We start from the raw sequence: 22,827 nt of genomic DNA, 5'->3' as shown, positions 1-22,827 counted from the left end.
ATTTTTTCCTCACCTTTCAAATTTTTAGTTCGAAGTTAGGATTAATCCGAATGGTTGTTTACAAGTCCCTCCTTCCTATCCATATTTCCATTTTAAGCGAAGCGTAAATTTACAAATATTTAAAAATAACGCAGCCGCAAATAGCAAAACGCATTTGACGGATGACGCACAGCGACTAGAGTTATTACTCGAACGACGAGTGATACGGAATATTTTCGTATCGTACTGACATAACCAATATATGACTATGAGGTTTAATATGGCAGAGCATCGTGGTGGTTCCGGTAATTTCGCAGAAGACCGTGAAAAAGCATCAGAAGCTGGACGTAAAGGTGGCCAGCACAGCGGTGGTAATTTTAAAAACGATCCGCAACGCGCATCTGAAGCGGGTAAGAAAGGGGGACAGAACAGTCACGGCGGAGGCCGTAAGTCTGATAACTCCTGATCTTATTTAGTACTCTTTTAATAAAACCAGAGAGCATGCTGCGGGCTGAAAAGCTCGCAGTACCCTTTCTTTATTTTACCGGAGCGTAATTATTATGAATATGAAAAGTGTTGAGGATGTATTTATTCATCTTCTGTCGGATACCTACAGCGCGGAAAAGCAGCTTACCCGAGCGTTAAGTAAACTTGCCCGTGCCGCCTCCAGCGAGAAGCTGAGTGCCGCCTTTACCGCACACCTTGAAGAAACGCAGGGTCAGATTGAGCGTATCGACCAGATCGTCGAGCAGGAAGACGGTATTAAGATCAAACGCATGAAGTGCGTGGCGATGGAAGGCTTAATTGAAGAAGCCAACGAAGTTATCGAAAGCACGGAAAAAAATGAAGTGCGTGATGCCGCGTTAATTGCTGCTGCACAAAAAGTTGAGCATTATGAAATAGCCAGCTACGGTACCCTTGCCACATTAGCAGAACAACTGGGCTATAAAAAAGCCGTTAAACTTCTTGCCGAAACGCTGGAAGAAGAAAAAGAGACCGACCTTAAACTCACCGACCTGGCCGTTGGAAATATTAACCAAAAAGCGCAGAAATGACGCAATAACACAGGTTAAATAAAATGAGCATCAGTCCCAGGACAATTAAACGGTGCCATTTAACGGCAGCTATAATATGGTTCATACTCGCTATCCCTTCCGTAATATGGTGGAAGAACAGCGTGCTATGGGTCATTATCATCAGTATCTATGCCAATATTGTCGGCCATTTATCTGGCTACAGTGCCGCACGTGCCGATCAGGCTGCTGAAAGTGAGACCAAATAAGCGAACCCCTAATGAGGATACAATGATGAATCACGTAGAACACTACCATGACTGGCTACGCGATGCCCATGCGATGGAAAAGCAAGCCGAATCTATGCTGGAATCCATGGCCAGCCGTATCGATAATTATCCTGATGTTCGCGCCAGAATTGAACAGCATATTAATGAGACAAAACGGCAAATCACATTGCTGGAGGAAATCCTCGACCGTAATGATATTTCTCGTTCGGTCTTAAAAGACTCGATGAGCAAAATGGCGGCGCTGGGGCAATCCATCGGCGGCATGTTCCCTTCAGACGAAATCGTGAAGGGCTCGATCAGCGGATATGTTTTCGAACAGTTTGAAATCGCCTGCTATACCTCCCTGCTGGCAGCGGCCAAAAAAGCCGGGGACACCGCTTCGATACCCGCTATTGAGACGATCCTCGCAGAAGAGCGCGAAATGGCCGACTGGCTGATTCGCCATATCCCGCAAACGACGGAACAGTTCCTGCTGCGCTCAGACGCATCGGGTGTCGAAGCGAAAAAATAATCCACAGGAGAGTGCCTATGTTTCGACACGTCAAACAGCTGCAATACACGGTTCGCGTCGCCGAACCGAATCCCGGCCTGGCCAACCTTTTACTGGAACAATTTGGCGGACCGCAGGGTGAACTGGCCGCCGCCTGCCGCTACTTTACGCAAGGGTTGAGCGATGACGATCCGGGCCGCAAGGATATGCTGATGGATATCGCGACCGAGGAATTAAGCCACCTCGAAATCATCGGTACCCTGGTCGGTATGCTGAATAAAGGGGCCAAGGGCGCGCTGGCGGAAGGGGTGGAAAATGAGGCCGAGCTGTATCGCTCCATGACCGAAAACGGCAATGACAGCCACATCACCTCCCTGCTCTACGGCGGCGGTACCCCGCTCACCAACTCGGCGGGCGTGCCCTGGACGGCGGCCTACGTCGACACCATCGGCGAGCCGACGGCGGACTTGCGCTCAAACGTGGCGGCAGAGGCCAGAGCGAAAATCATCTATGAACGGCTGATCAACGTGACTGACGATCCCGGCGTTAAGGACGCGCTGGCGTTTCTGATGACGCGTGAGGCGGCGCATCAGCTCTCCTTTGAGAAGGCGCTGCAGTCCATCCGTAATAATTTCCCGCCGGGAAAACTGCCGCCAATCGAGGAATTCACCAACAAGTACTACAATATGTCTGAAGGTGGAGAGGTTCGCGGAAGCTGGAACAGCGATAAACATTTCGATTACGTTGAGTCCCCCCAGCCTGCGGTGGATGGCGGCGATGGCAGTGCCAGCGTCACGCTCACAACCGAGCAGGCAACCCTGGTCAAGGCGATGTCTGCCCGCACGAAATCCGATCCACATTCCGACCCACTGACCGGTGCCGAGCTGGGTGCCGGTAAGACTAAACCGTAATCGGTTTGCCGGGCAGGCCTGAACTGCCCGGCAATTCGCGTGCCCCATCGTCTCAGAGGTACGGACCATGTTCGAACTCGATGCGTTTCATCTGGCCAGAATTCAGTTCGCTTTTACCGTCTCGTTCCACATCCTGTTTCCTGCAATCACCATCGGTCTCGCCAGCTACCTGGTGGTGCTGGAGGGCATGTGGCTGCGCACCAAAAACGACGTCTGGCGATCGTTGTACCACTTCTGGCTAAAGATATTTGCCGTTAACTTCGGCATGGGCGTCGTTTCCGGGCTGGTGATGGCGTACCAGTTTGGCACCAACTGGAGCGGGTTCTCCCAGTTCGCTGGCAGCATTACCGGCCCGCTTCTGACCTATGAGGTGTTGACCGCCTTCTTCCTGGAGGCCGGATTCCTCGGCGTCATGATGTTCGGCTGGAACAAGGTCGGCCCGGGGCTGCACTTCTTTTCGACCTGCATGGTGGCGCTCGGCACGCTGATGTCGACCTTCTGGATCCTTGCCTCCAACAGCTGGATGCACACGCCGCAGGGTTTCACTATCGAGAACGGCCAGGTGATCCCGCAGGACTGGCTGGCCATCGTCTTTAACCCCTCCTTCCCTTACCGTCTTATTCATATGGCTATCGCCGCGTTTCTGAGCAGCGCGCTGTTTGTCGGGGCATCGGGGGCATGGCATCTGCTGCGCGGTAACGATACGCCCGCCGTTCGCACCATGTTTTCGATGGCGATGTGGATGGCGCTGCTGGTCGCGCCCATTCAGGCGGTAGTGGGCGATATGCACGGCCTTAACACGCTTGAACATCAGCCGGCAAAAATTGCCGCCATTGAGGGCCACTGGGAAAATCCCCCCGGCGAGGCCACTCCGCTGCTGCTGTTTGGTCTGCCGGATATGGAGGAAGAGCGCACCAAATACGGCCTGGAGATCCCCGCGCTCGGCAGCCTGATCCTGACGCACAGTCTGGACAAGCAGGTCCCGGCGCTGAAAGACTTCCCGAAAGAGGATCGACCCAACTCGACCATCGTTTTCTGGTCGTTCCGCGTGATGGTCGGGATGGGACTGCTGATGATTACCCTTGGTCTGGTCAGCCTCTGGCTACGCTATCGCCATCGACTTTACCACTCGCGTCCGTTCCAGTGGTTTGCCCTCTGCATGGGGCCTGCCGGGCTGCTGGCGCTGCTTGCCGGCTGGGTGACAACCGAAGTGGGCCGTCAGCCGTGGGTCGTCTATGGCTACCTGCGCACCATCGACGCGGTATCGCTGCATAGTACCCTACAGATGAGCATCAGCCTGCTGGCGTTCTTCGTCGTCTACTCATCCGTGTTTGGGGTGGGCTATGTTTATCTCATCCGGCTGATTAAGAAAGGACCTCAGCCCGTCGATACGCTGACGTCAAACACCTCGGGCACGCCTGCCCGTCCGCTGTCTGCCGCTGAGTCTGTTCCGGAAGAGGAGAGAATCTGATGGGCGTCGATATCTCAGTGATTTGGTTTGCCATCATCGTGTTTGCCACGCTGATGTACATCATTATGGATGGCTTCGATCTGGGCATTGGCCTGCTGTTTAACTTCGTGGGCGATGCGAAAGAGCGCGATGTGATGGTCAACAGCGTAGCGCCCGTCTGGGACGGCAATGAGACCTGGCTGGTGCTCGGCGGTGCGGGGCTGTTCGGCGCGTTTCCGCTGGCCTACGCGGTCATTATAGATGCGCTGACGATCCCCCTCACCGCAATGCTGATTGGCCTTATTTTTCGCGGCGTCGCCTTTGAGTTCCGCTTCAAAGCCACACCCTCACACCGCCGGTTCTGGGACTACTCCTTTGCCGGCGGCTCCCTGCTCGCCACCTTTAGCCAGGGCGTGGTGGTGGGGGCGGTGATCAACGGCTTTGACGTGGAGGGCCGACGCTTTGTCGGCTCGGCGCTGGACTGGCTCACCCCCTTTAACCTTTTCTGCGGCATCGGTCTGGTCGTCGCCTACACGCTGCTGGGCACCACCTGGCTCATTATGAAAAGCGAAGGCGCGCTGCAACAACGCATGCGCGAGCTGACCCGCCACGTGCTGCTGGCGCTAATGGTGGTTATCGCGGTAGTCAGCGTCTGGACGCCGCTCGGTTGGCAGTACGTCGCCGACCGCTGGTTTACCCTGCCCAACTTCTTCTGGTTCCTGCCGGTTCCTCTGCTGGTCGGTATCTTCAGCGTGCTGATCTGGCGCCTGACCCGCAATCCGGACAGCCACTCTCGCCCTTTCCTGCTGACGTTGGGGCTGATTTTCCTCGGGTTTAGCGGGCTGGGCATCAGCCTCTGGCCAAATATTATTCCGCCACGCATCACCCTGTGGGAGGCCGCAGCCCCGCCTGCCAGCCAGCTGTTTATGCTGGTTGGGACGTTACTGATTATTCCAGTGATCTTGGTGTACACCGCCTGGAGCTACTACGTTTTCCGGGGCAAGGTCTCGGATACTGAAGGCTATCACTGAGGAACGCTATGACGGACTGGCATACACGGGCCATTATTTACCAGATTGATACCGCGCTCTTTTATGATTTGAACGGCGATGGCTGCGGGGACATCGCCGGGATAGCGGCCAAGCTGCGCTACATTCGCCGGATGGGGGCGACGGTTATCTGGATCACCCCGTTTTACCTCACGCCCTTTCTCGATGAAGGCTATGACGTCAGCGACCATCTCCAGGTGGACCCCCGCTTCGGAAAACTGGCCGATATCATCGCCCTTATCGAACAGGCCCGCGAGCTGGGCATGCAGGTCATTATTGAGCTGCTGATCCAGCACACCTCCGACGCGCACCCCTGGTTCCAGCAGGCCCGCCGTAACCCGGCGTCACCCTACCGGGATTACTACCTCTGGTCAGATACTGACGAGGACGATACGCCCCCGATGTTTCCCGGCGTGGAGGAGAGCATCTGGAGCTGGGACGACGAGGCGGGACAATACTACCGGCACATGTTCTATCGCCACGAACCGGACCTGAACCTGACCTCACCCGCGGTGCTAAAAGAGATTGAGAACATCATCCTCTTCTGGCTCAAGCTGGGCGTATCGGGGTTCCGCCTGGATGCCGCCTCGCACCTGACCACGCAGGCGGGAAATGGTGATGAAAAAAAGGGTCTGTGGATCCTCGAGCATATGCGCCGTCTTATTGAGGAGCATAATCCGGAGGCGATCCTGCTGGGTGAAGTGGACGTCGAGGTGGAGGCCTATCAGGACTACTTTGGCAATAATGACCGCCTGAATCTGGTGCTCAATTTCTGGCTCAACAAGTATTTTTACGTCAGCCTGGCCCGAAAAAGCGCCCGCCCGCTGCGCAACGCGGTGAAGAAGATGATCGTCCCGCCCGATTCATGCTGTTTTGCCAACTGGCTGCGCAATCACGACGAACTGGATCTGGAGGGCATCAGCCAGAAAGACAAACAGTTTGTCCTCGATACCTTCGCCCCTGACGACGAGATGAACGTCTACCAGCGCGGGATCCGCCGTCGCCTGGCCCCGATGCTCAACGGCGATCTGAAGCGGCTGGCGTTCTGCCACGCGGTACTTTTTTCCCTGCCTGGCGTTCCGGTGATGCGCTATGGCGATGAGATCGGCATGGGGGATGACCTCGAACTGGAGGAGCGCTACGCCGTCCGCACGCCGATGCAGTGGGCGGGATCGCAAGGCGGCGGTTTTTCGGCAGCCGACCCGGAAAAATTTATCGCGCCGATTATCGACCGCGGCCCTTATCGCTATCAGAAAATCAACGTCGCCGATTCGCTGCTCCACCGCAACTCGCTTCTGCACCGGATCATTGATATCACCAATACCCGCTCGGAGTTCCCCGAAATCGCCGTTGCGCCCTTTCGGCTCCTCACGATCGATAGTGACGCGGTGCTGGGGATCTATTACGAGACCGAAGAACGCAGCATCCTGACCTTTGTTAACTTCAGCGACCAGCCGGTACGGTTCACCGTCAAGGGGATCCGCAACGCCACCTGGACCGCCTGTCTTGCGGACAAACGCTACGATGACGCGCTGGTTTGCGGTAAAACCGTCGAGCTCAGCCTTGGCGGCTACGGCTATCGCTGGTTCTGGACGCACCGCAGCGCGCTGCGCTGATTACGGTTTCCGGCGGGTGAGCAAACGCGTTAATACAATCCCCGCCAACGCCAGCCCCCCTAACGCCACTTTGCCCGGCATACCGGAGGTCACGGACGTCGCGCGGGTTTTCGCTTCGTCAGTGAAACGGCCATGGATTCTGTGCAGGTCGTTAACCGGCTGGTCGAGATAATCCCGGCGGTCCGGCGCGTTCAGATCGTCCGTCATCTGACCTTCCCAGGCTTTCTTCACCATCAGCCGGTCCAGAAACCCCGGGAAGAGGAACTGCCCGACAATCGACTGGATGGTGCTGCTGCCTACCCACAGCTCACGCACCGGCTTTTGCGCCACCCTGAAGATGGCGCTGGCGGCGACTTCAGGCTCGAACACCGGCGGTACCGGGCGCATCGCCCACGCGAACTTGTTCCTTGCCCATTCAAACTGCGGCGTGTTAAGCCCCGGCATCTGCACCATCGAAAGCTGAACCCGGCTGTTCTCATGCATCAACTCGGTACGTACCGCGTCGGTAAACCCGCGGATCGCCGCTTTGGCCCCGCAGTAGGCGGACTGCAGGGGAATGGAACGGTAGGCCAGCGCGGACCCTACCTGGATAATCACCCCCCTGTCGCGCGGAACCATAAGCTCGAGCGCCGCGCGGGTACCGTTCACGTAGCCGAGGTACGTCACCTCAGTCACGCGACAAAACTCGTCCGGCGTAAGGGTGCGAAACGGCGCCAGCACAGCCCCCATGGCATTGTTAACCCAGACATCAATCGCACCGAGGCGATACTCAATGTCGTTAGCCGCGTCCACCACCGCCTGACTGTCGGCGACGTCAGCCTGCACGGCGTGTGCATTTACGCCGAAGCGGCGCAACTCTTCCTGGGTGGAGTGCAGGCTTGCCTCATCGCGGGCGATGAGGCCGACATCGTAACCTGCTTTTGCAAAGCGCAGCGCCGTGGCTTTTCCCACGCCCGCCGTCCCACCGGTAATCACTATGACAGCCATAGAACCTCCACGTGAAATCAACCGTTATGCCCGTCCGACAATGCTGTCACCAGCTCGGCCAGCGAAAAATGCACCGCTTTTTCCACCACGTCCTGACAGTCGCCGGAGAAAAGTACGGTGCGGGTTTGCGTCTCGCCCTGGATGTTCCACGCAAAGCAGACCGTCCCCGCCGCCGTGCCATCGTCGCCCCCTTCCGGGCCAGCATAGCCGCTGATGGCGATACTGATATCCGCCTGGGCGATGTCGCGGATGCTGGCGGCCATCTCGGTCACCGTCTGCTCACTGACGGCGGTATAGCGCGCGAGCGTCTCAGGACGAACGCCGAGGATCCGCGCTTTGGCTTCGTCGCTGAATACGACCAGGCCAACATCATAAAAATCGGCCGTGTTCTCTTCGGCGCAAAGTGCTACCGATAGCTTTCCGCCGGTGCAGGATTCCGCCGTGGTTAAGCGAAGCCCGAGATCGGTTAATTTGCTCGCCAGTTTTTTCGTCAGTTCACCCACGGTATAATTATTGTCGTGAAAAAGATTGCTCATCTTTTCGCCTCTTATTTCTCGAAAGGAATGATTGAAATATGTCCATTGCGCTCAAGTATGGCATATTTAATTTGGCTTATTTCGGTAATACCATTGTTTTGACGCGCTGACACCAGAATATCATCGCAAGAGACATCGACCTTTTTGAGTTTATCCGCCAGGGGTACGCCGTTTTCCACCAGAATCACGGGAGTGCCGTCCAGAATATTCTCCACCGGGGAAAAATACTTCTTCATAAGGCCAAAAATAATATCCACTACCACCAGGGTGGTAATCGTAATCATCGCACCGGTGACGGAAAAATCTTGTCCGAGTAGCGCCTGCTGCGTAGCTTCACTAATTATCAAGAGCAGAATGAGATCGAAGCTGGTCATCTGCAGCAGCGCACGCCGCCCGGCCACTTTAAATACCACCACGAGGAACAGATAAATCGCTAGCGCACGAAAGACCATATCCATATCAGCCTCCTAGGGGTAAATAAATTGCCAGAGGGTTATCTCCGGCTCGTTGTTTACACGAACGGTCGTGTTCCATTTACCGGCTCTCGAAGGCGTGGTGAAGAGTAACACCGCGAAGCGGTCTGACTTTTTCAGGTTGTTATAGACAAAATAGAGGGTCTTGCCACGGCTGAACATGCTGTCCGGCTGCGGCCAGACGCTGCCAGGCTCGTAAACATCGCTGCTCTCGCTGGCCATACTGAGAACATACTTTCCCTCTGTTCGCACCGGGAACCCCAGCTCCATTCGCGTCTCCGTCTCCCGGCGGCCAAACCGTTCATAGCTTATGGTCAGTGATTTAGCGGAATTGGTTTTAACCGTATCGCTGACCCATCCGCTTGAAAACAGACCGGCAATGGCTGCGATGATAATAGCCAGCAGAACAATAAAACCCACCTGACGAAACGCGTATTCAAACGTCAGCAAGCGATAACTCTCATCTATCCCGGGCAACTTTTCATTTTCACGCTTCATGGTCATCGTCACCGTTTCGCTTATTATCCGATAAGTTTGATTTTTCACGCGAATGTTTTTAGGACTTATCACATTTGCCACATAAAGAAATAGCAACAATACTTAATAAGTCAAGACACCCAAAATGAAGGATATCCGATGAAATTATCGCTTATTTCCGCTTTTATGATATTTCTGGTTCCGGCCGCCTTCGCAGATAATAACGGCGGGTTACAAAAAGGTGAAGCTCCGCCGCCACCTCATGCGCTGGATAGCGGATATCGCGGAACCGATGATGCGCGTATTATGACCATCGATCAGGCAAAACAACTGCACGACGGTGCGACCATTTCATTACGCGGTAATCTTATTGATGGTAGCGGCGATAAGTTTGTATTTCAGGATAAAACCGGAAAAATCGACGTTATTATTCCCCAGGCAGTCTTCGACGGCAGAACGGTAAAACCCGACCAGATGATCAGTATCAACGGTTCGCTTGATAAAAAATCATCTCCTGCCGTCGTCCGTGTTGATCGTTTGCAGAAATAATTCAGCGAAGCGTTAACGCTGCAGTTATCCATCAAATCTCACCCCTTGGCTTAAGGAGTCAGCTATGAGTGATACTAAACAACGTACGAACGCTTACCCGCAGCCCCCGTTCCCGGAACAGCCACAAACGCCACCGGGACTGGCATCCGAAATGCAACCCGTACCCGACCACGGGGAAACCAGCTATAAAGGGCACGGCCGCCTGGCGGGCAAAAAAGCGCTGATCACCGGCGGTGACTCGGGTATCGGTCGCGCTGTAGCCATCGCCTATGCCCGCGAAGGCGCGGACGTGGCCATTAACTATCTGCCTGAAGAGGAAAAAGACGCCGCTGAGGTTATCGACCTGATCAAAGCCGAAGGGCGGAATGCCGTCGCGCTACCGGGGGACGTCCGGGACGAAACCTTCTGCCAGAATCTGGTCGAAGAAGCCGTCTCGAAGCTGGGCGGGCTGGATATTCTGATCAACAACGCCGGTCGCCAGCAGTTCCGTGAATCGCTTGAAGAGCTGACCACCGAAGATTTTGACGCGACGTTTAAAACTAACGTGTACGCGCCTTTCTGGATCACGAAGGCGGCTCTGCGCCACCTGAAAGCCTCGTCCGTGATCATTAATACCTCCTCCGTCCAGGCGGTGAAGCCCAGCCCGGTGCTGCTGGACTACGCTCAGACGAAAGCCTGTCTGGCGGTATTTACCAAATCCTTAGCCAAGCAGCTGGGTCCGAAAGGCATTCGCGTCAACGCGGTCGCTCCCGGGCCTTACTGGACGGTGCTTCAGTCCAGCGGCGGCCAGCCGATGGAAAAAGTGAAGGAGTTTGGTGGAGATACACCGCTGGGACGTCCGGGTCAGCCCGTCGAGATTGCCCCGCTGTACGTCACGCTGGCCTCGGATGAATGTTCATTTACGTCCGGCCAGGTGTGGTGTTCTGACGGCGGTGACGGGGTAATCTAACCGCATAACCCTTTCCCCTCAGCAATGAGCAATAAATGAACAAGGATGTTCGCTCATATTCCCCTGCCGAAAAACATGTTGTAACTCAAACAGATCAAATGTTAAAAATATTTTGCTATCAGGTTATCAAAATTAAACAACTTAACTTGTCACCCGCATCGCTCTGTTTTTAACATCGCCTATGGAAAAAAATGGTCTGTTCAGTCAGCGCATACGCTTGCGCCATTTGCATACATTTGTGGCCGTCGCTCAACAGGGAACGCTGGGGCGTGCGGCTGAAACTCTTAACCTGAGCCAGCCTGCGCTCTCGAAAACCCTCAACGAGCTGGAACAGCTGACCGGCGCCCGTCTTTTTGACCGCGGTCGGCTTGGCGCGCAGCTTACCATCGTCGGCGAACAGTTCCTGACGCACGCCGTTAAGGTGCTGGATGCGCTCAATACCGCAGGCCAGTCCCTGCATCGAAAAGAAGAGCACAGCAGCGAGGTCGTCCGCGTCGGGGCCCTGCCTACCGCCGCGCTCGGCATTCTTCCGCCGGTGATTGGCCAGTTCCACAAGCAGCAACGGCATACCACTATCCAGGTTGCCACCATGAATAACACCATGCTGCTCGCGGGACTGAAATCGGGCGAGCTGGATATCGGTATCGGCCGCATGTCCGATCCTGAACTGATGGGGGGTCTCAATTACGAACTGCTGTTCCTGGAGTCCCTGAAGCTGGTGGTTCGTCCCGATCACCCTCTGCTACAGGACACGGTGACGTTAAGCCGCGTGATGGAGTGGCCGGTGGTGGTGTGTCCGAAAGGGACCGTCCCACGTCAGACCGCCGAAACCTTGCTGCAAATGCAGGGGTGTACGCTGCCATCAGGGTGCATCGAAACGCTGTCGGCCTCGCTTTCACGCCAGCTCACGCTCGACTATGACTACGTCTGGTTCGTTCCCTCCGGGGCGGTAAAAGATGATTTGCGCCAGGGCACGCTGACCGCTCTCCCGGTAACGGCCCCCGGCGCTGGTGAACCTATTGGTATTTTGACCCGGGTAGATACTCCACTTTCCACAGGCGCGCAGACGCTGCTGAGCGCCATCCGCAAATCAATGCCGGTTTAAAACCTTTTCGACCCTCCCCCTAACCCTCTCCCCTCAGGGGCGAGGGGGCTGTCCTGTGCGTTAATCAAATAATGCGGAATAAATCATTAACAATTGCGTAAAACAATTTAACAGTTTTATCATAGCGGCGAATTCACCAAATGGTTCGCAAATTATTTGACAGAAACGAATTCACCCGTATTAACCATCAATCCCACCGCATTTATTACCCAACTGGTACATACCCGACACGGCGGGGGATCTAAGGAGACAGAAATGGCATTTGGCAGCGCGCCGCGCGGGATACCTCGTATTCTGCAGTGGCTTCTTGCCGGACTGATGATGCTCATCGGTCTGGCCGTCGGCGGGTTGGGCTTAAAGCTCGCCACCGTAGGCGGAAGTAGTTACTTCCTGATAATGGGCGTGGTAATGGTGATTGCCGCGATCCTGATTTTCCTCAACCGCACCAGCGGGATCCTGCTTTACGGCATCGCGTTTATTGCCTCGCTGTTCTGGGCGGTAAGCGATGCAGGCTGGGATTTCTGGCCGCTCTTCTCCCGCCTGTTTACCTTTGCCGTGCTGGCGTTCCTATGCGCCATCGTCTGGCCCTTCCTGCGCGCAGCAAACCACACTGCCCCGAACAAGGCGCCCGCCTTTGGCGTCGCGGCCCTGCTCGCGGTGGCCATGCTGGTCAGCCTGGGCTGGATGTTTAAGCCGCAAACCCTCGTGGCAGCGAACGAGCCCGTTCCGGTGAAACCCGTTGCACCCGGCGAGCAGCAAAAGAACTGGGAACACTGGGGCAACACCACCCACGGCGACCGTTTCGCCGCGCTGGACCAGATTAACAAGCAAAACGTCAACTCACTGAAAGTCGCGTGGGTTGCGCACACCGGCGATATTCCGCAGAGCAACGGCTCGGGTGCGGAAGATCAGAACACGCCTCTGCAGATTGGCGACACGCTGTATGTCTGTACGCCGTACAGTAAAGTGCTGGCGCTGGACGTGGATTCCGGTAAAGAAAAATGGCGTTATGATTCGAAAGCGACCGCGCCGAACTGGCAACGCTGCCGCGGTCTGGGCTACTTTGAAGATCACGCAAACGTGACAGCGTCACAGACCGGAACATCGCCAGCGGCATGCCCTCGCCGCCTGTTCCTGCCCACCACCGATGCCCGTCTGATTGCCATCAACGCGGATAACGGCAAGGTCTGCGACGACTTTGGCGACCATGGCATCGTGGATCTGAGCGTCGGCATGGGTGAGATTAAGCCCGGATATTATCAGCAAACCTCCACGCCGCTGGTTGCCGGGAACGTTGTCGTCGTTGGCGGTCGCGTCGCGGATAACTACTCGACCGGTGAACCGCCGGGCGTGGTGCGCGCCTACGACGTTCACACCGGTAAACTGGCCTGGGCCTGGGATCCGGGTAATCCGAACCTGACCGGCCTGCCGCCGGAAGGCCAGACCTACACCCGCGGTACGCCGAACGTCTGGTCTGCGATGTCTTACGACGCCAAACTGAACCTGATCTACCTGCCAACCGGCAACGCCACGCCAGACTTCTGGGCGGGCGAGCGTACCGCGCTGGACGATAAGTACAGTTCCTCCATCGTCGCCGTCGACGCGGCCACCGGTCAGGTCCGCTGGCATTTCCAGACCACCCACCACGATCTCTGGGACTTCGACCTGCCTTCCCAGCCGCTGCTGTACGATCTATCTGACGGTAAGGGCGGCACCACGCCGGTGCTGGTGCAGACCAGCAAGCAGGGCATGATCTTCATGCTTAACCGCGAAACCGGCAAGCCGGTGGCGAAGGTAGAGGAACGCCCTGTCCCGGCGGGCAACGTTGAAGGTGAACGCTACTCCCCAACCCAGCCGTACTCCGTAGGCATGCCGATGATTGGCAACCAGACGCTGACCGAGTCCGACATGTGGGGCGCGACGCCAGTCGACCTGCTGCTGTGCCGCATTCAGTTTAAAGAGATGCGTCATCAGGGCGTCTTCACCCCTCCGGGTCTCGACCGTTCCCTGCAGTTCCCGGGCTCACTCGGCGGGATGAACTGGGGCAGCGTCTCCGTTGACCCGAACAACAGCCTGATGTTCGTCAACGATATGCGCCTGGGTCTGGCAAACTATATGGTGCCGCGCGCGAACGTGGCGAAAAATGCCAGCGGCATCGAGATGGGGATTGTTCCAATGGACGGCACGCCGTTCGGCGCGATGCGTGAACGCTTCCTGTCACCGCTGGGTATTCCGTGTCAGAAGCCGCCGTTTGGCACCATGTCAGCCGTTGACCTGAAAACCGGCAAGCTGGTGTGGCAGGTTCCTGTCGGCACGGTGGAAGATACCGGCCCGCTGGGCATTCGCATGCACATGCCAATCCCAATCGGTATGCCGACCCTGGGCGCGTCGCTCTCTACCCAGTCCGGTCTGCTGTTCTTTGCCGGTACCCAGGATTTCTACCTGCGCGCGTTTGATACCGCCACCGGGAAAGAGATCTGGAAAGATCGCCTGCCGGTTGGCAGCCAATCCGGCCCGATGACCTACGTGTCCCCGAAAACCGGTAAGCAGTACATCATCATTAACGCCGGTGGCGCCCGTCAGTCGCCGGACCGCGGTGATTACGTTATCGCGTACGCATTACCTGATAAGAAATAAGATGTGAAAAAGGGACCGAAAGGTCCCTTTTTTGTAGGTCAGTTTTTGTAGGTCGGGTAAGCGAAGCGCCACCCGACGCAACACGCCACTCAGAACGTCTCCCAGTTATCCCCGGAAACCGTCGCCGCCGGGCGCAACGGTACGTTCTGCGCCACCGGCGCAGCCGTCACCACGCGGCCCTGCTTTGCGCTATTCAACCGAAACGCGCCAACCGCCTCGGTCAGACGTGCGCCCTGTTCTTCCAGAGACGCCGCCGCCGCGGAAGCTTCTTCCACCAGCGAGGCGTTCTGCTGGGTCACTTTATCCATCTCAGAAATCGCCTGGCTCACCTGCACAATACCGCGGCTCTGCTCATCGGACGCCGCGGCGATCTCCAGCATGATGTCGGTAACGCGTTTCACCGCGTCGACAATCTCATTCATGGTGTTACCGGCGGCCACAACCTCGCCGGAGCCCTGGTCAATCAGCGATACCGATTCGTTGATCAGGCTTTCGATCTCTTTTGCGGCATTCGCACTGCGGCTTGCCAGAGTGCGCACTTCACTTGCCACCACGGCAAATCCGCGCCCTTGTTCACCCGCACGGGCCGCTTCTACCGCCGCGTTAAGCGCCAGGATATTGGTCTGGAAGGCAATGCTGTTAATCACGGCGGTGATTTCAGAGATCTTCTTCGAGCTGCTGGAGATATTGCCCATGGTTTTCACCACGCCGGAGACCATCTGGCCGCCGCGGGTGGCTTTACCGGAAGCGTCTTCCGCCAGCTTGCTGGCATGATGGGCGTTATCGGCGTTCTGCTTCACCGTCGCGGTCAGCTGTTCCATGCTTGCGGCGGTTTGCTCGATGGCGGCAGCCTGCTGCTCGGTGCGGGAAGAGAGATCGGTGTTACCGGCAGAAATTTCGCTGGTGCCACGGTAGATTTCCTCCGCCCCCTGACGCACGGTGCCGACCGTTTTTTCAAGCGAGTGCTGCATGGTTTGCAGATCGCGCGTCAGGCGACCAATTTCGCTGCGCCCCGCCACGTCGTCCGGCATCGTCAGGTCGCCCTTAGCGATATTCTCGATACGTTTCGCTGCTCGCTGCAGCGGATTGATTACCGTGCGGCGCAGCACGACAAAGGTCATCGCCGTCAGCACCAGCGCCAGCGCAAACGCGCCCACCATAAACATCAGGCCCAGCTGCGTGCGGCTGTGCGCCTGCGCCGTCAGCGCATTGGCACGGTCGGTACGGATCTTAATCGCCTTCAGCAGTACAGCGTTATAAGCGTCATCCAGCGGACGCGCCGTTTCGTTTTCGTGATTGATGATCGCTTCGAACATGCCGTTTTTGGCGAATTTCACCATCGGCTGCATGCCAGCGATATAGGCGTCGTAACGCGCCTTGAGATCCGCGTCCAGCGCTGCGCCCTCGGCGGTGCGCACGGCACGATTCATGTAGGCGGTAAAGCTCTCCTGGGACTGCTTAATGCGTGTTTCCGCCTCGCTGATGTTCTGCTTCATGGCGTCCATCTCCGCGATACGGCTTGCCGCACCGGCGTGGATCAGATTGATACGCGCGGTTCGCAGATGGTTTGAGCTGTTCGACAGCCCCATACGCACCTGAATTTCAGCTGTGACATCCTGCTGATCGTTATCGGCCTGCAGCAGGAAATAACCCGCAAGACCCGAGCTCAAGGCAAACAGAAGAATAATGCCACCGAGAATGGAGGAAAACAGCGGAACCAGCCTGATGTGATGCAAGAAGCCCAGCTTGCGCTGCGCCAGCATCGAAGTAGTGTTGTCCATGACCGTCGACTCTCTTGTAGGTAAGATGCGTAAAAACACGCCTGTTAAATAGTCATCGGCACGGCAGAGATTTAGATTACGGCTAAAAACGCCGCACTGGTCACACTTTAGAGAAGATTATTAAAGAAATGCCAGCGGCGAAAAACCGCTGGCACAAGAGTTACTTGTCGCCGAAATGGATAACGGTACGAATGGATTTTCCTTCGTGCATCAGATCAAACGCCTCGTTGATCTGCTCCAGCGGTAAGCGATGGGTAATGAACGGATCGAGCTGAATCTTGCCGACCATGGCATCTTCAACCATACCCGGAAGCTGGGTACGCCCCTTCACGCCGCCAAACGCGGAACCGCGCCATACGCGCCCGGTGACCAGCTGGAATGGACGGGTTTTAATCTCCTGACCCGCACCGGCCACGCCAATGATGATGCTCTCGCCCCAGCCTTTGTGGCAGCACTCCAGTGCGGAACGCATCACGTTCACGTTGCCGATACACTCAAAGCTGAAGTCCACGCCGCCGTCGGTCATCTCAACGATGACGTCCTGAATCGGCTTCTCGTGATCTTTCGGGTTCACGAAATCGGTCGCGCCCATTTCACCCGCCAGCCTGAATTTCTCCGGGTTAGTGTCGACAGCGATGATACGACCGGCCTTCGCCTGCACCGCGCCCTGAATCACCGCCAGACCAATGCCGCCGAGACCGAACACCGCCACGGTATCGCCCTCTTTGACTTTTGCCGTGTTATGCACCGCGCCAATACCGGTGGTCACGCCGCAGCCCAGCAGGCAGACTTTGTCCAGCGGCGCCTGCGGGTTCACCTTCGCCAGCGAGATCTCCGCGCAAACGGTGTATTCGCTGAAGGTGCTGGTGCCCATGTAGTGATAAACCGGCTCGCCGTTGTAAGAGAAACGGGTCGTCCCGTCCGGCATCAGCCCTTTCCCCTGGGTGGCGCGCACCGCCTGGCAGAGGTTAGTTTTGCCGGATTTACAGAACTTACATTCGCCGCATTCCGCGGTGTACAGCGGGATCACGTGATCGCCCGGCTTCAGGCTGGTCACGCCCTCGCCCACTTCCACCACAATCCCGCCGCCTTCATGACCGAGTACTGCCGGGAAGACGCCTTCCGGGTCATCGCCCGAGAGCGTAAACGCATCGGTATGGCACACGCCGGTATGGGTGATTTTGATCAGCACTTCGCCTTTCTTCGGCGGTGCCACGTCAATTTCAACGATTTTGAGCGGCTGGCCGGGGCCAAATGCAACTGCAGCGCGAGATTTCATATGCCTTCCCTTTTTTGTCAGGTATGTGGATTTATTTTAGATAAGAGCGCAGTAAATGGCCGACTTCCGCCATGCGTACGGCTCGCTGATCCGGCGTGGTGTCCCCCGCTACCAGCTCATCTTTGAGGTGAATTTCAACCATTTCGCCCATCAGGCCATTGGCAGCCCCGCGCACGGCGGCAATTTGCTGCAGGATGGCCAGGCAGGGGTCGCCCGACTCCAGCGCGCGTTCAAGGGCATCAACCTGGCCCCGAATGCGACGGACGCGGGTAAGAATACGTTTTTTATCTTCGGGTGAATGCGGCATACGCCCTCCTGATACTATAGGGGGGTATTGTATCTTTCAAAGCAACTTTATGTAAACATTAAGTTTTATATGGTTATCAGGCATTTACGCGGTATACACAAAAGGCACTATCGGACATAAAAGGACTTTTTACTGCCCCCAAATTGCCCCCGAAGCGTATTTTGCCCCCAAATTTGCCCCCAAAATTCACTCTTTTGCGTAGCTCCTTCCAGTTTCGAAACGCCCTGCTTTACCGCGTCGCTGACTTCGATCATCATGTCCGTGTTTCAAAATCATAGACTTTCGGTGCGCACCAGTTTTTTCTCCCTGCCCTATACTTTCAGTCTGACATCTGGCTGGAGGTTTCTATGTGTGGACGTTTTGCACAAGCCCAAACCCGTGAAGAATATCTTGCTTACCTGGCAGATGAAGCCGATCGTGATATCGCATATGACCCAGAGCCTATTGGTCGATACAACGTCGCGCCCGGTACAAAAGTCCTGCTGTTGAGCGAACGCGACGAGCAGCTGCATCTCGATCCGGTGCTTTGGGGTTACGCACCCGGATGGTGGGATAAGCCGCCACTGATTAACGCTCGCGTCGAGACGGCGGCCACCAGCAGAATGTTTAAACCGTTATGGCAGCATGGCCGGGCGATATGCTTCGCCGACGGATGGTTCGAATGGAAGAAGGAAGGCGACAAGAAACAGCCCTACTTCATTCACCGCGCTGACGGTCAGCCAATCTTTATGGCGGCTATAGGCAGCACGCCATTTGAGCGTGGTGATGAAGCAGAAGGTTTTCTGATAGTTACGTCTGCAGCTGATAAAGGCCTGGTTGATATTCACGACCGTAGGCCACTAGTTTTGTCACCAGAAGCAGCACGAGAATGGATGAGACAAGATATCGGCGGTAATGAAGCTGAAGAGATAGTAGCCGATGGTGCAGAGCCAGCAGAGAAGTTTATTTGGCACGCTGTGACGCGAGCTGTAGGTAATCCGAAGAATCAGGGGCAGGAGTTAATCGAAGTGGCCCGATGAATAAACAAGAGAGCCCCATAACCTCCGAAATGAGTGAGTACTTGACGTTGATTTGTTCATCAACGATTCGAATAGTTGGTACGATGCATGTTTCATTCATTCCTCTTAGGTTAAGATTGCTTCATCTGATTGCTTAGTTATGCTAATTTGCTATAAAAATTTTGCTTGAAGTAATAATTCAAGGTGTTAATAATTGAACTTTTAATAGGGAGATACCGATGAAACTTATTAAGCAAGTGGAAATTGCATATTTCCGTTCGATTTATAAAGATGATTTAAATAATTGTTCTGGGACTAATGTCATTTTTGGCAGAAACGATGCCGGTAAAAGCAACTTTTTGCGAGCTCTAAATTTATTCTTCAGAAATGAAACCAATCCAAATCAAGCTTTTCGTTTCGAGCGTGATTTCTCGCATACTCGCCGCGCAGAGGCAACACCAGATAATGATATAAGAAAATTTGTATACGTTAAGATTTGGTTTACAACCCCAGTAAACTGGAGAGCATCATTAGGTGATTCCTTTTGGGTTAAGAAGCAATGGAGTATAACCAATCAAGAGGAACCAAAATTTTACTCATCAATTACTCAGCCTAATCTTCAACAATATCTGACGAGATTCCTTAATAAAATACAGTTTCATTACATTCCTGCAATAAAAGACAGGAAGATATTTGAAGGCCTCCAGGCTGAAATATATAAAGTAATTTCCGAACATGCAGAATTTTCCGGGTCGTTAATAAGTTTCACCGATGCGCTAAGAAACAGGACTGAACAGTTAACTCAAGGACTATTAAGCTCTCTCAAAATTAATAGCTCTGTCTCTACTCCAAGAGATCTTACGGACTTATTTAAATCTTTGGATTTTGAAATAACTTCAGACGAGGGTGATTCATACAGTTTAACTTTGCAACGGGGTGATGGCATTCAAGTAAGACATATCCCTCAGATTCTTTCATTTCTCTCCGACAATAGCTCAAAAGAATACCATATATGGGGTTTTGAAGAACCTGAAAATTCACTTGAGCTCGCAAGTGCTATAGAGGAAGCTAACACCTTCCTTGAACTTGGTAAATCCAATAACAAACAAATATTCTTAACCAGTCACAGTCCGGCCTTCTTTTCCCTCAAAGATGAGGGGGTTACAAAATATTTTGTCTCGAAGACTAACAAGCGCATGGGGCGCCTGAACTCTGTTGTAAAAGAATTATCTAACGATTCATCTACACATGTTCCAAGTGAGTTAATGGGTGAGACACCGCACCTTCCTGTGATTAGCAGTTACCTTGAGCAGGCCCATGCACAAATAGAAAAGTCTAAAGCGCTTAGAACTTCGTTGGAACAGCAGTTAGTACAGCATAATTCCTCAATCGTTTTTGTGGAAGGTGCGACAGATGCAGCTGTATTTGCAAAGGCATGGGAATTATTTGTTGGAGGCGACATGCCTTTCACCTTCGAATCTGGTGGAGGGACAACTAAAATGGCTGCTCTTGCAAGTAATGGGAAAATCATCAGCACCTTAGCACCTGGGCGAGCTGTTTTTGCTTTAGTTGATAATGATAAAGAAGGTCGTGAGCTTTATAAAAATAAAAGATTAGGCGATGGTGGGGTTTGGATACAAGACAATTCCAATAAAGTTTATTGGTGTAGATTACCATTTATTAATGAACTACAGCAATTGATGACAAGCATTAGAGTGGAAAAAGCTTTTTGGCCTGGTTGTTTGGAGAATATATTCACTGCAGAGGTTAAACATAGAGCATCAGCAGCTGGTTTTTTGACAATTACTAAAAAACCCCATAGTGAATTTCTTACAGATAACTTTGAAAAAATTGTTGATTACATAAATGAAAGGGATGATCATCTACATTTCCATATACTTTGCTTGATGCCTGAAAGTAAAGATACCTTTGCTGAATGGATTGTACAACAAGCGGATCAAGAACCAGAACTGTTAGAACCTTTGCGTGAAACAATATTAGGACTTCGGGATATATTGAACTCACTCTCAGCAGTTGCGGCTCAATCTGAAGAAGTGGTGCAAGCAAACGAGCAAGTAAACTCTACAACTTAGTTTTCTACTTAACTACAATTAAATTTATAAAGGTCTTGGTCCGCCGCTGTTACAGAGCGGAACAAGACATCTCGAAACTCATCTTACCCTTAGCAGATCTGAATATCTCGTTGTATATCGAGGTGACAGCATATCTCGCTTCATTTGCCACTGCTGCTGTATTCCCTGCCCAGCAAAGTAGAGCGTTCCCCTACCATCTTTCGCATTCAGGTGATCGAGCACCTCCATCAACTTATCGCTTCCTGCGCGTGGCGCGTTCTCGTCGAACAGGTTGAGTTGGGCGACACCCTGGCTGAAGAAGTCTCCCAGCATGATTCCAGCCTTTTGATAGCGGTGACCATCCTTCCAGATTTTGTCCAGGCACTTTACCGCGGTGTTGATGATGTCGCGTGAATCTTGGGTGGGCGTTAGCAACTTCACCGATGAGCTGTTTCCATAATACGGCTCGTTAAGCGCGAACGGCGATGTTTTCACGAACGCAGAGATAAAGCGGCAGTATTGATGCTCACCCCGAAGTTTTTCAGCACCACGGGCGGCGTAGCTGCAGATTGCCTGGCGCATCTGTTCGTACTCAGTAACGCGTTCGCCGAATGACCTGCTACAGACGATTTCCTGCTTTGCAGGTGCAAACTCCTCCAGATCCAGACATGGTTCGCCGCGCAACTCCCGGACAGTTCGCTCCAAGACGACATTGAAGTGCTTTCGAATAATCCACGTACTCTGCTCAGAGAGGTCAAGAGCCGTTTTGATACCCATGGCGTTCAGCTTTTTGCTAATGCGTCTGCCGACGCCCCATACGTCCTCTACCGGCACAATAGCCAACAACCGACGCTGGCGATCGATATTGGACAAATCAACCACTCCGCCCGTCTGCCTCTGCCATTTCTTGGCGGCGTGATTTGCCAGCTTAGCGAGTGTTTTTGTCTGAGCAATGCCAACGCCAACGGTAAGATGAGTACGCTTCAGAACCGTAGCGCGGATCTCTTTGCCAAAGTCAGTCAGGTCCCGGCAGTTTCGAACTCCGGTAAGATCACAAAAAGCTTCATCGATACTGTAAATTTCGACGCGGGGGCTCATTTCCTCCAGCGTCGTCATCACACGGTTCGACATGTCTGCGTAAAGCTCGTAGTTACTGCTGAAGCAAACAACGCCAGCGCGTCGGAAAAGCTCCTTTTGCTTGAAGAAAGGCTCCCCCATTGTAATTCCAGCGGCCTTGGCTTCTGCGCTGCGCGCGATTACGCAGCCATCGTTGTTCGAGAGAACAACCACCGGCCGCCCCCTCAAATCCGGACGAAACACCGTCTCGCATGATGCGTAGAACGAATTCACATCACAGAGCGCAAACATATTCAGCTCGCAGATTTAACGATGAAAGTCACGACACCGAACACATCAAGCGTATCTTCGCTGCCGACGATGATCGGTGAGTAAGCGCTGTTCATCGGAATGAGCTGGACTGTCGGGCGCAGCTGCAGGCGTTTAACAGTGAACTCCCCTTCTACTGCGGCGATAACAATGTCTCCATGCTCAGCAGTGCGCGAGCTGTCGACCACCAGCAGATCGCCGTCGCTGATCCCGGCTTCGATCATAGAATCACCCGCAGCTTTAACGAAATATGTAGAGCTCGGGTGAGCGACAAGTAGCTCATTGAGATCGATACGCTGTTCAACGTAATCAGCCGCGGGGCTGGGGAACCCGCATTGCACCAAATCGCTGAACAGCGGGATAGCAATAATCTCGCGTAATTCTGCCGGTCTGAAGAACTCCATGTTGCACACCTCAAATACTGTTTTTATATACAGTAGTTTTAACTGAGGCATTGATCAAGATGGCCGTTTGTCTCGGAGTGGCTACTTCC

Annotated in this window: 23 protein-coding genes; 14 read left to right on the top strand and 9 right to left on the bottom strand. The window is 54.2% G+C overall.

Annotated features, from left to right (window positions below; all coding sequences use genetic code 11):
* The first annotated feature begins 259 nt into the window (after window positions 1–259).
* The 8 genes from V1572_RS13985 to V1572_RS13950 all read left to right on the top strand — a co-directional run bounded on the left by V1572_RS13985 (window position 260) and on the right by V1572_RS13950 (window position 6,798).
* Entirely contained in the window at window positions 260–445 is a 186-nt protein-coding gene (locus V1572_RS13985; RefSeq protein ID WP_004150795.1) for a general stress protein, read from the top strand.
* A gap of 94 nt (window positions 446–539) precedes the next feature.
* The gene (locus V1572_RS13980; RefSeq protein WP_023311678.1) at window positions 540–1,034 is read left to right on the top strand and encodes a ferritin-like domain-containing protein; all 495 of its coding nucleotides are present in this window, start codon (window positions 540–542) and stop codon (window positions 1,032–1,034) included.
* A gap of 23 nt (window positions 1,035–1,057) precedes the next feature.
* The gene (locus tag V1572_RS13975) at window positions 1,058–1,261 is read left to right on the top strand and encodes a hypothetical protein (protein WP_013096662.1); all 204 of its coding nucleotides are present in this window, start codon (window positions 1,058–1,060) and stop codon (window positions 1,259–1,261) included.
* Between the two features lie 25 nt (window positions 1,262–1,286).
* Window positions 1,287–1,793, top strand: a complete 507-nt coding sequence (locus V1572_RS13970) for a ferritin-like domain-containing protein (RefSeq protein ID WP_014883791.1) — start codon at window positions 1,287–1,289, stop codon at window positions 1,791–1,793.
* A gap of 17 nt (window positions 1,794–1,810) precedes the next feature.
* Window positions 1,811–2,683: a manganese catalase family protein gene (locus tag V1572_RS13965; protein WP_008502274.1), complete on the top strand. Its 873-nt coding sequence runs from the start codon at window positions 1,811–1,813 to the stop codon at window positions 2,681–2,683.
* A gap of 67 nt (window positions 2,684–2,750) precedes the next feature.
* Window positions 2,751–4,154, top strand: coding sequence for a cytochrome ubiquinol oxidase subunit I (locus V1572_RS13960; RefSeq protein WP_045910508.1), 1,404 nt, complete (start codon window positions 2,751–2,753; stop codon window positions 4,152–4,154).
* Window positions 4,154–5,164, top strand: coding sequence for a cytochrome d ubiquinol oxidase subunit II (gene cydB, locus V1572_RS13955; protein WP_048030525.1), 1,011 nt, complete (start codon window positions 4,154–4,156; stop codon window positions 5,162–5,164). Before V1572_RS13960 ends, cydB begins: the two co-directional genes overlap by 1 nt.
* Window positions 5,165–5,172: 8 nt before the next feature.
* Window positions 5,173–6,798 carry an alpha-amylase family protein gene (locus V1572_RS13950; RefSeq protein WP_395299265.1) on the top strand — a complete coding sequence of 542 codons (1,626 nt, stop codon included), beginning with the start codon at window positions 5,173–5,175 and terminating at the stop codon, window positions 6,796–6,798.
* Here V1572_RS13950 and V1572_RS13945 read toward each other — a convergent pair whose 3' ends face one another.
* Genes V1572_RS13945 through V1572_RS13930 form a run of 4 tightly spaced genes read right to left on the bottom strand, consistent with a single transcriptional unit; the run spans window position 6,799 to window position 9,292 of the window.
* Complete coding sequence (locus tag V1572_RS13945) at window positions 6,799–7,785, bottom strand: SDR family oxidoreductase (RefSeq protein ID WP_395299264.1); 987 nt, start codon at window positions 7,783–7,785, stop codon at window positions 6,799–6,801.
* Between the two features lie 17 nt (window positions 7,786–7,802).
* A complete protein-coding gene (locus V1572_RS13940) occupies window positions 7,803–8,321 on the bottom strand; it encodes a 2-oxo-tetronate isomerase (protein ID WP_045910504.1) in 519 nt (172 codons plus the stop codon).
* Window positions 8,322–8,332: 11 nt separating this feature from the next.
* Window positions 8,333–8,779, bottom strand: a complete 447-nt coding sequence (locus tag V1572_RS13935; protein WP_008502280.1) for a DUF421 domain-containing protein — start codon at window positions 8,777–8,779, stop codon at window positions 8,333–8,335.
* A 9-nt stretch (window positions 8,780–8,788) separates the two neighbouring features.
* Window positions 8,789–9,292 carry a hypothetical protein gene (locus V1572_RS13930; protein WP_196364599.1) on the bottom strand — a complete coding sequence of 168 codons (504 nt, stop codon included), beginning with the start codon at window positions 9,290–9,292 and terminating at the stop codon, window positions 8,789–8,791.
* Between the two features lie 138 nt (window positions 9,293–9,430).
* Here V1572_RS13930 and V1572_RS13925 point away from each other — a divergent pair, with 138 nt between their 5' ends.
* From V1572_RS13925 to V1572_RS13910, 4 genes are all read left to right on the top strand, one after another.
* Window positions 9,431–9,820: a YdeI family stress tolerance OB fold protein gene (locus V1572_RS13925; RefSeq protein WP_045910503.1), complete on the top strand. Its 390-nt coding sequence runs from the start codon at window positions 9,431–9,433 to the stop codon at window positions 9,818–9,820.
* 64 nt (window positions 9,821–9,884) lie between these two features.
* On the top strand, window positions 9,885–10,769 hold the full coding sequence (locus V1572_RS13920; RefSeq protein WP_045910502.1) for an SDR family oxidoreductase: 885 nt from the start codon (window positions 9,885–9,887) through the stop codon (window positions 10,767–10,769).
* Window positions 10,770–10,950: 181 nt separating this feature from the next.
* Entirely contained in the window at window positions 10,951–11,874 is a 924-nt protein-coding gene (locus V1572_RS13915) for a LysR substrate-binding domain-containing protein (protein WP_045910501.1), read from the top strand.
* Between the two features lie 255 nt (window positions 11,875–12,129).
* The gene (locus V1572_RS13910) at window positions 12,130–14,511 is read left to right on the top strand and encodes a glucose/quinate/shikimate family membrane-bound PQQ-dependent dehydrogenase (RefSeq protein ID WP_395299263.1); all 2,382 of its coding nucleotides are present in this window, start codon (window positions 12,130–12,132) and stop codon (window positions 14,509–14,511) included.
* Window positions 14,512–14,600: 89 nt separating this feature from the next.
* Here the strand turns inward: V1572_RS13910 and V1572_RS13905 are convergent, their stop codons facing one another.
* From V1572_RS13905 to V1572_RS13895, 3 genes are all read right to left on the bottom strand, one after another.
* Complete coding sequence (locus V1572_RS13905) at window positions 14,601–16,292, bottom strand: methyl-accepting chemotaxis protein (protein WP_196352289.1); 1,692 nt, start codon at window positions 16,290–16,292, stop codon at window positions 14,601–14,603.
* A gap of 160 nt (window positions 16,293–16,452) precedes the next feature.
* On the bottom strand, window positions 16,453–17,571 hold the full coding sequence (locus V1572_RS13900) for an S-(hydroxymethyl)glutathione dehydrogenase/class III alcohol dehydrogenase (RefSeq protein WP_021242543.1): 1,119 nt from the start codon (window positions 17,569–17,571) through the stop codon (window positions 16,453–16,455).
* 31 nt (window positions 17,572–17,602) lie between these two features.
* Window positions 17,603–17,878, bottom strand: a complete 276-nt coding sequence (locus V1572_RS13895; protein ID WP_008502288.1) for a metal/formaldehyde-sensitive transcriptional repressor — start codon at window positions 17,876–17,878, stop codon at window positions 17,603–17,605.
* Between the two features lie 347 nt (window positions 17,879–18,225).
* Between V1572_RS13895 and V1572_RS13890 the strand changes: the two genes are divergently transcribed.
* Both V1572_RS13890 and V1572_RS13885 read left to right on the top strand, forming a co-directional pair.
* The gene (locus V1572_RS13890; RefSeq protein WP_395299262.1) at window positions 18,226–18,897 is read left to right on the top strand and encodes an SOS response-associated peptidase; all 672 of its coding nucleotides are present in this window, start codon (window positions 18,226–18,228) and stop codon (window positions 18,895–18,897) included.
* Window positions 18,898–19,115: 218 nt separating this feature from the next.
* Window positions 19,116–20,969, top strand: a complete 1,854-nt coding sequence (locus V1572_RS13885; protein ID WP_395299261.1) for an ATP-dependent nuclease — start codon at window positions 19,116–19,118, stop codon at window positions 20,967–20,969.
* Between the two features lie 78 nt (window positions 20,970–21,047).
* Here V1572_RS13885 and V1572_RS13880 read toward each other — a convergent pair whose 3' ends face one another.
* Both V1572_RS13880 and V1572_RS13875 read right to left on the bottom strand, forming a co-directional pair.
* Window positions 21,048–22,316 carry a Y-family DNA polymerase gene (locus V1572_RS13880; RefSeq protein ID WP_395299260.1) on the bottom strand — a complete coding sequence of 423 codons (1,269 nt, stop codon included), beginning with the start codon at window positions 22,314–22,316 and terminating at the stop codon, window positions 21,048–21,050.
* Window positions 22,317–22,318: 2 nt separating this feature from the next.
* Window positions 22,319–22,738, bottom strand: a complete 420-nt coding sequence (locus tag V1572_RS13875) for a translesion error-prone DNA polymerase V autoproteolytic subunit (protein WP_111966514.1) — start codon at window positions 22,736–22,738, stop codon at window positions 22,319–22,321.
* Window positions 22,739–22,827 lie beyond the last annotated feature (89 nt).

It is taken from the genome of Enterobacter quasiroggenkampii (assembly GCF_043972695.1).
In the GTDB taxonomy this organism is placed as follows: Bacteria; Pseudomonadota; Gammaproteobacteria; order Enterobacterales; family Enterobacteriaceae; genus Enterobacter; species Enterobacter quasiroggenkampii.
This window is presented reverse-complemented; position numbering and strand designations above follow the sequence as displayed.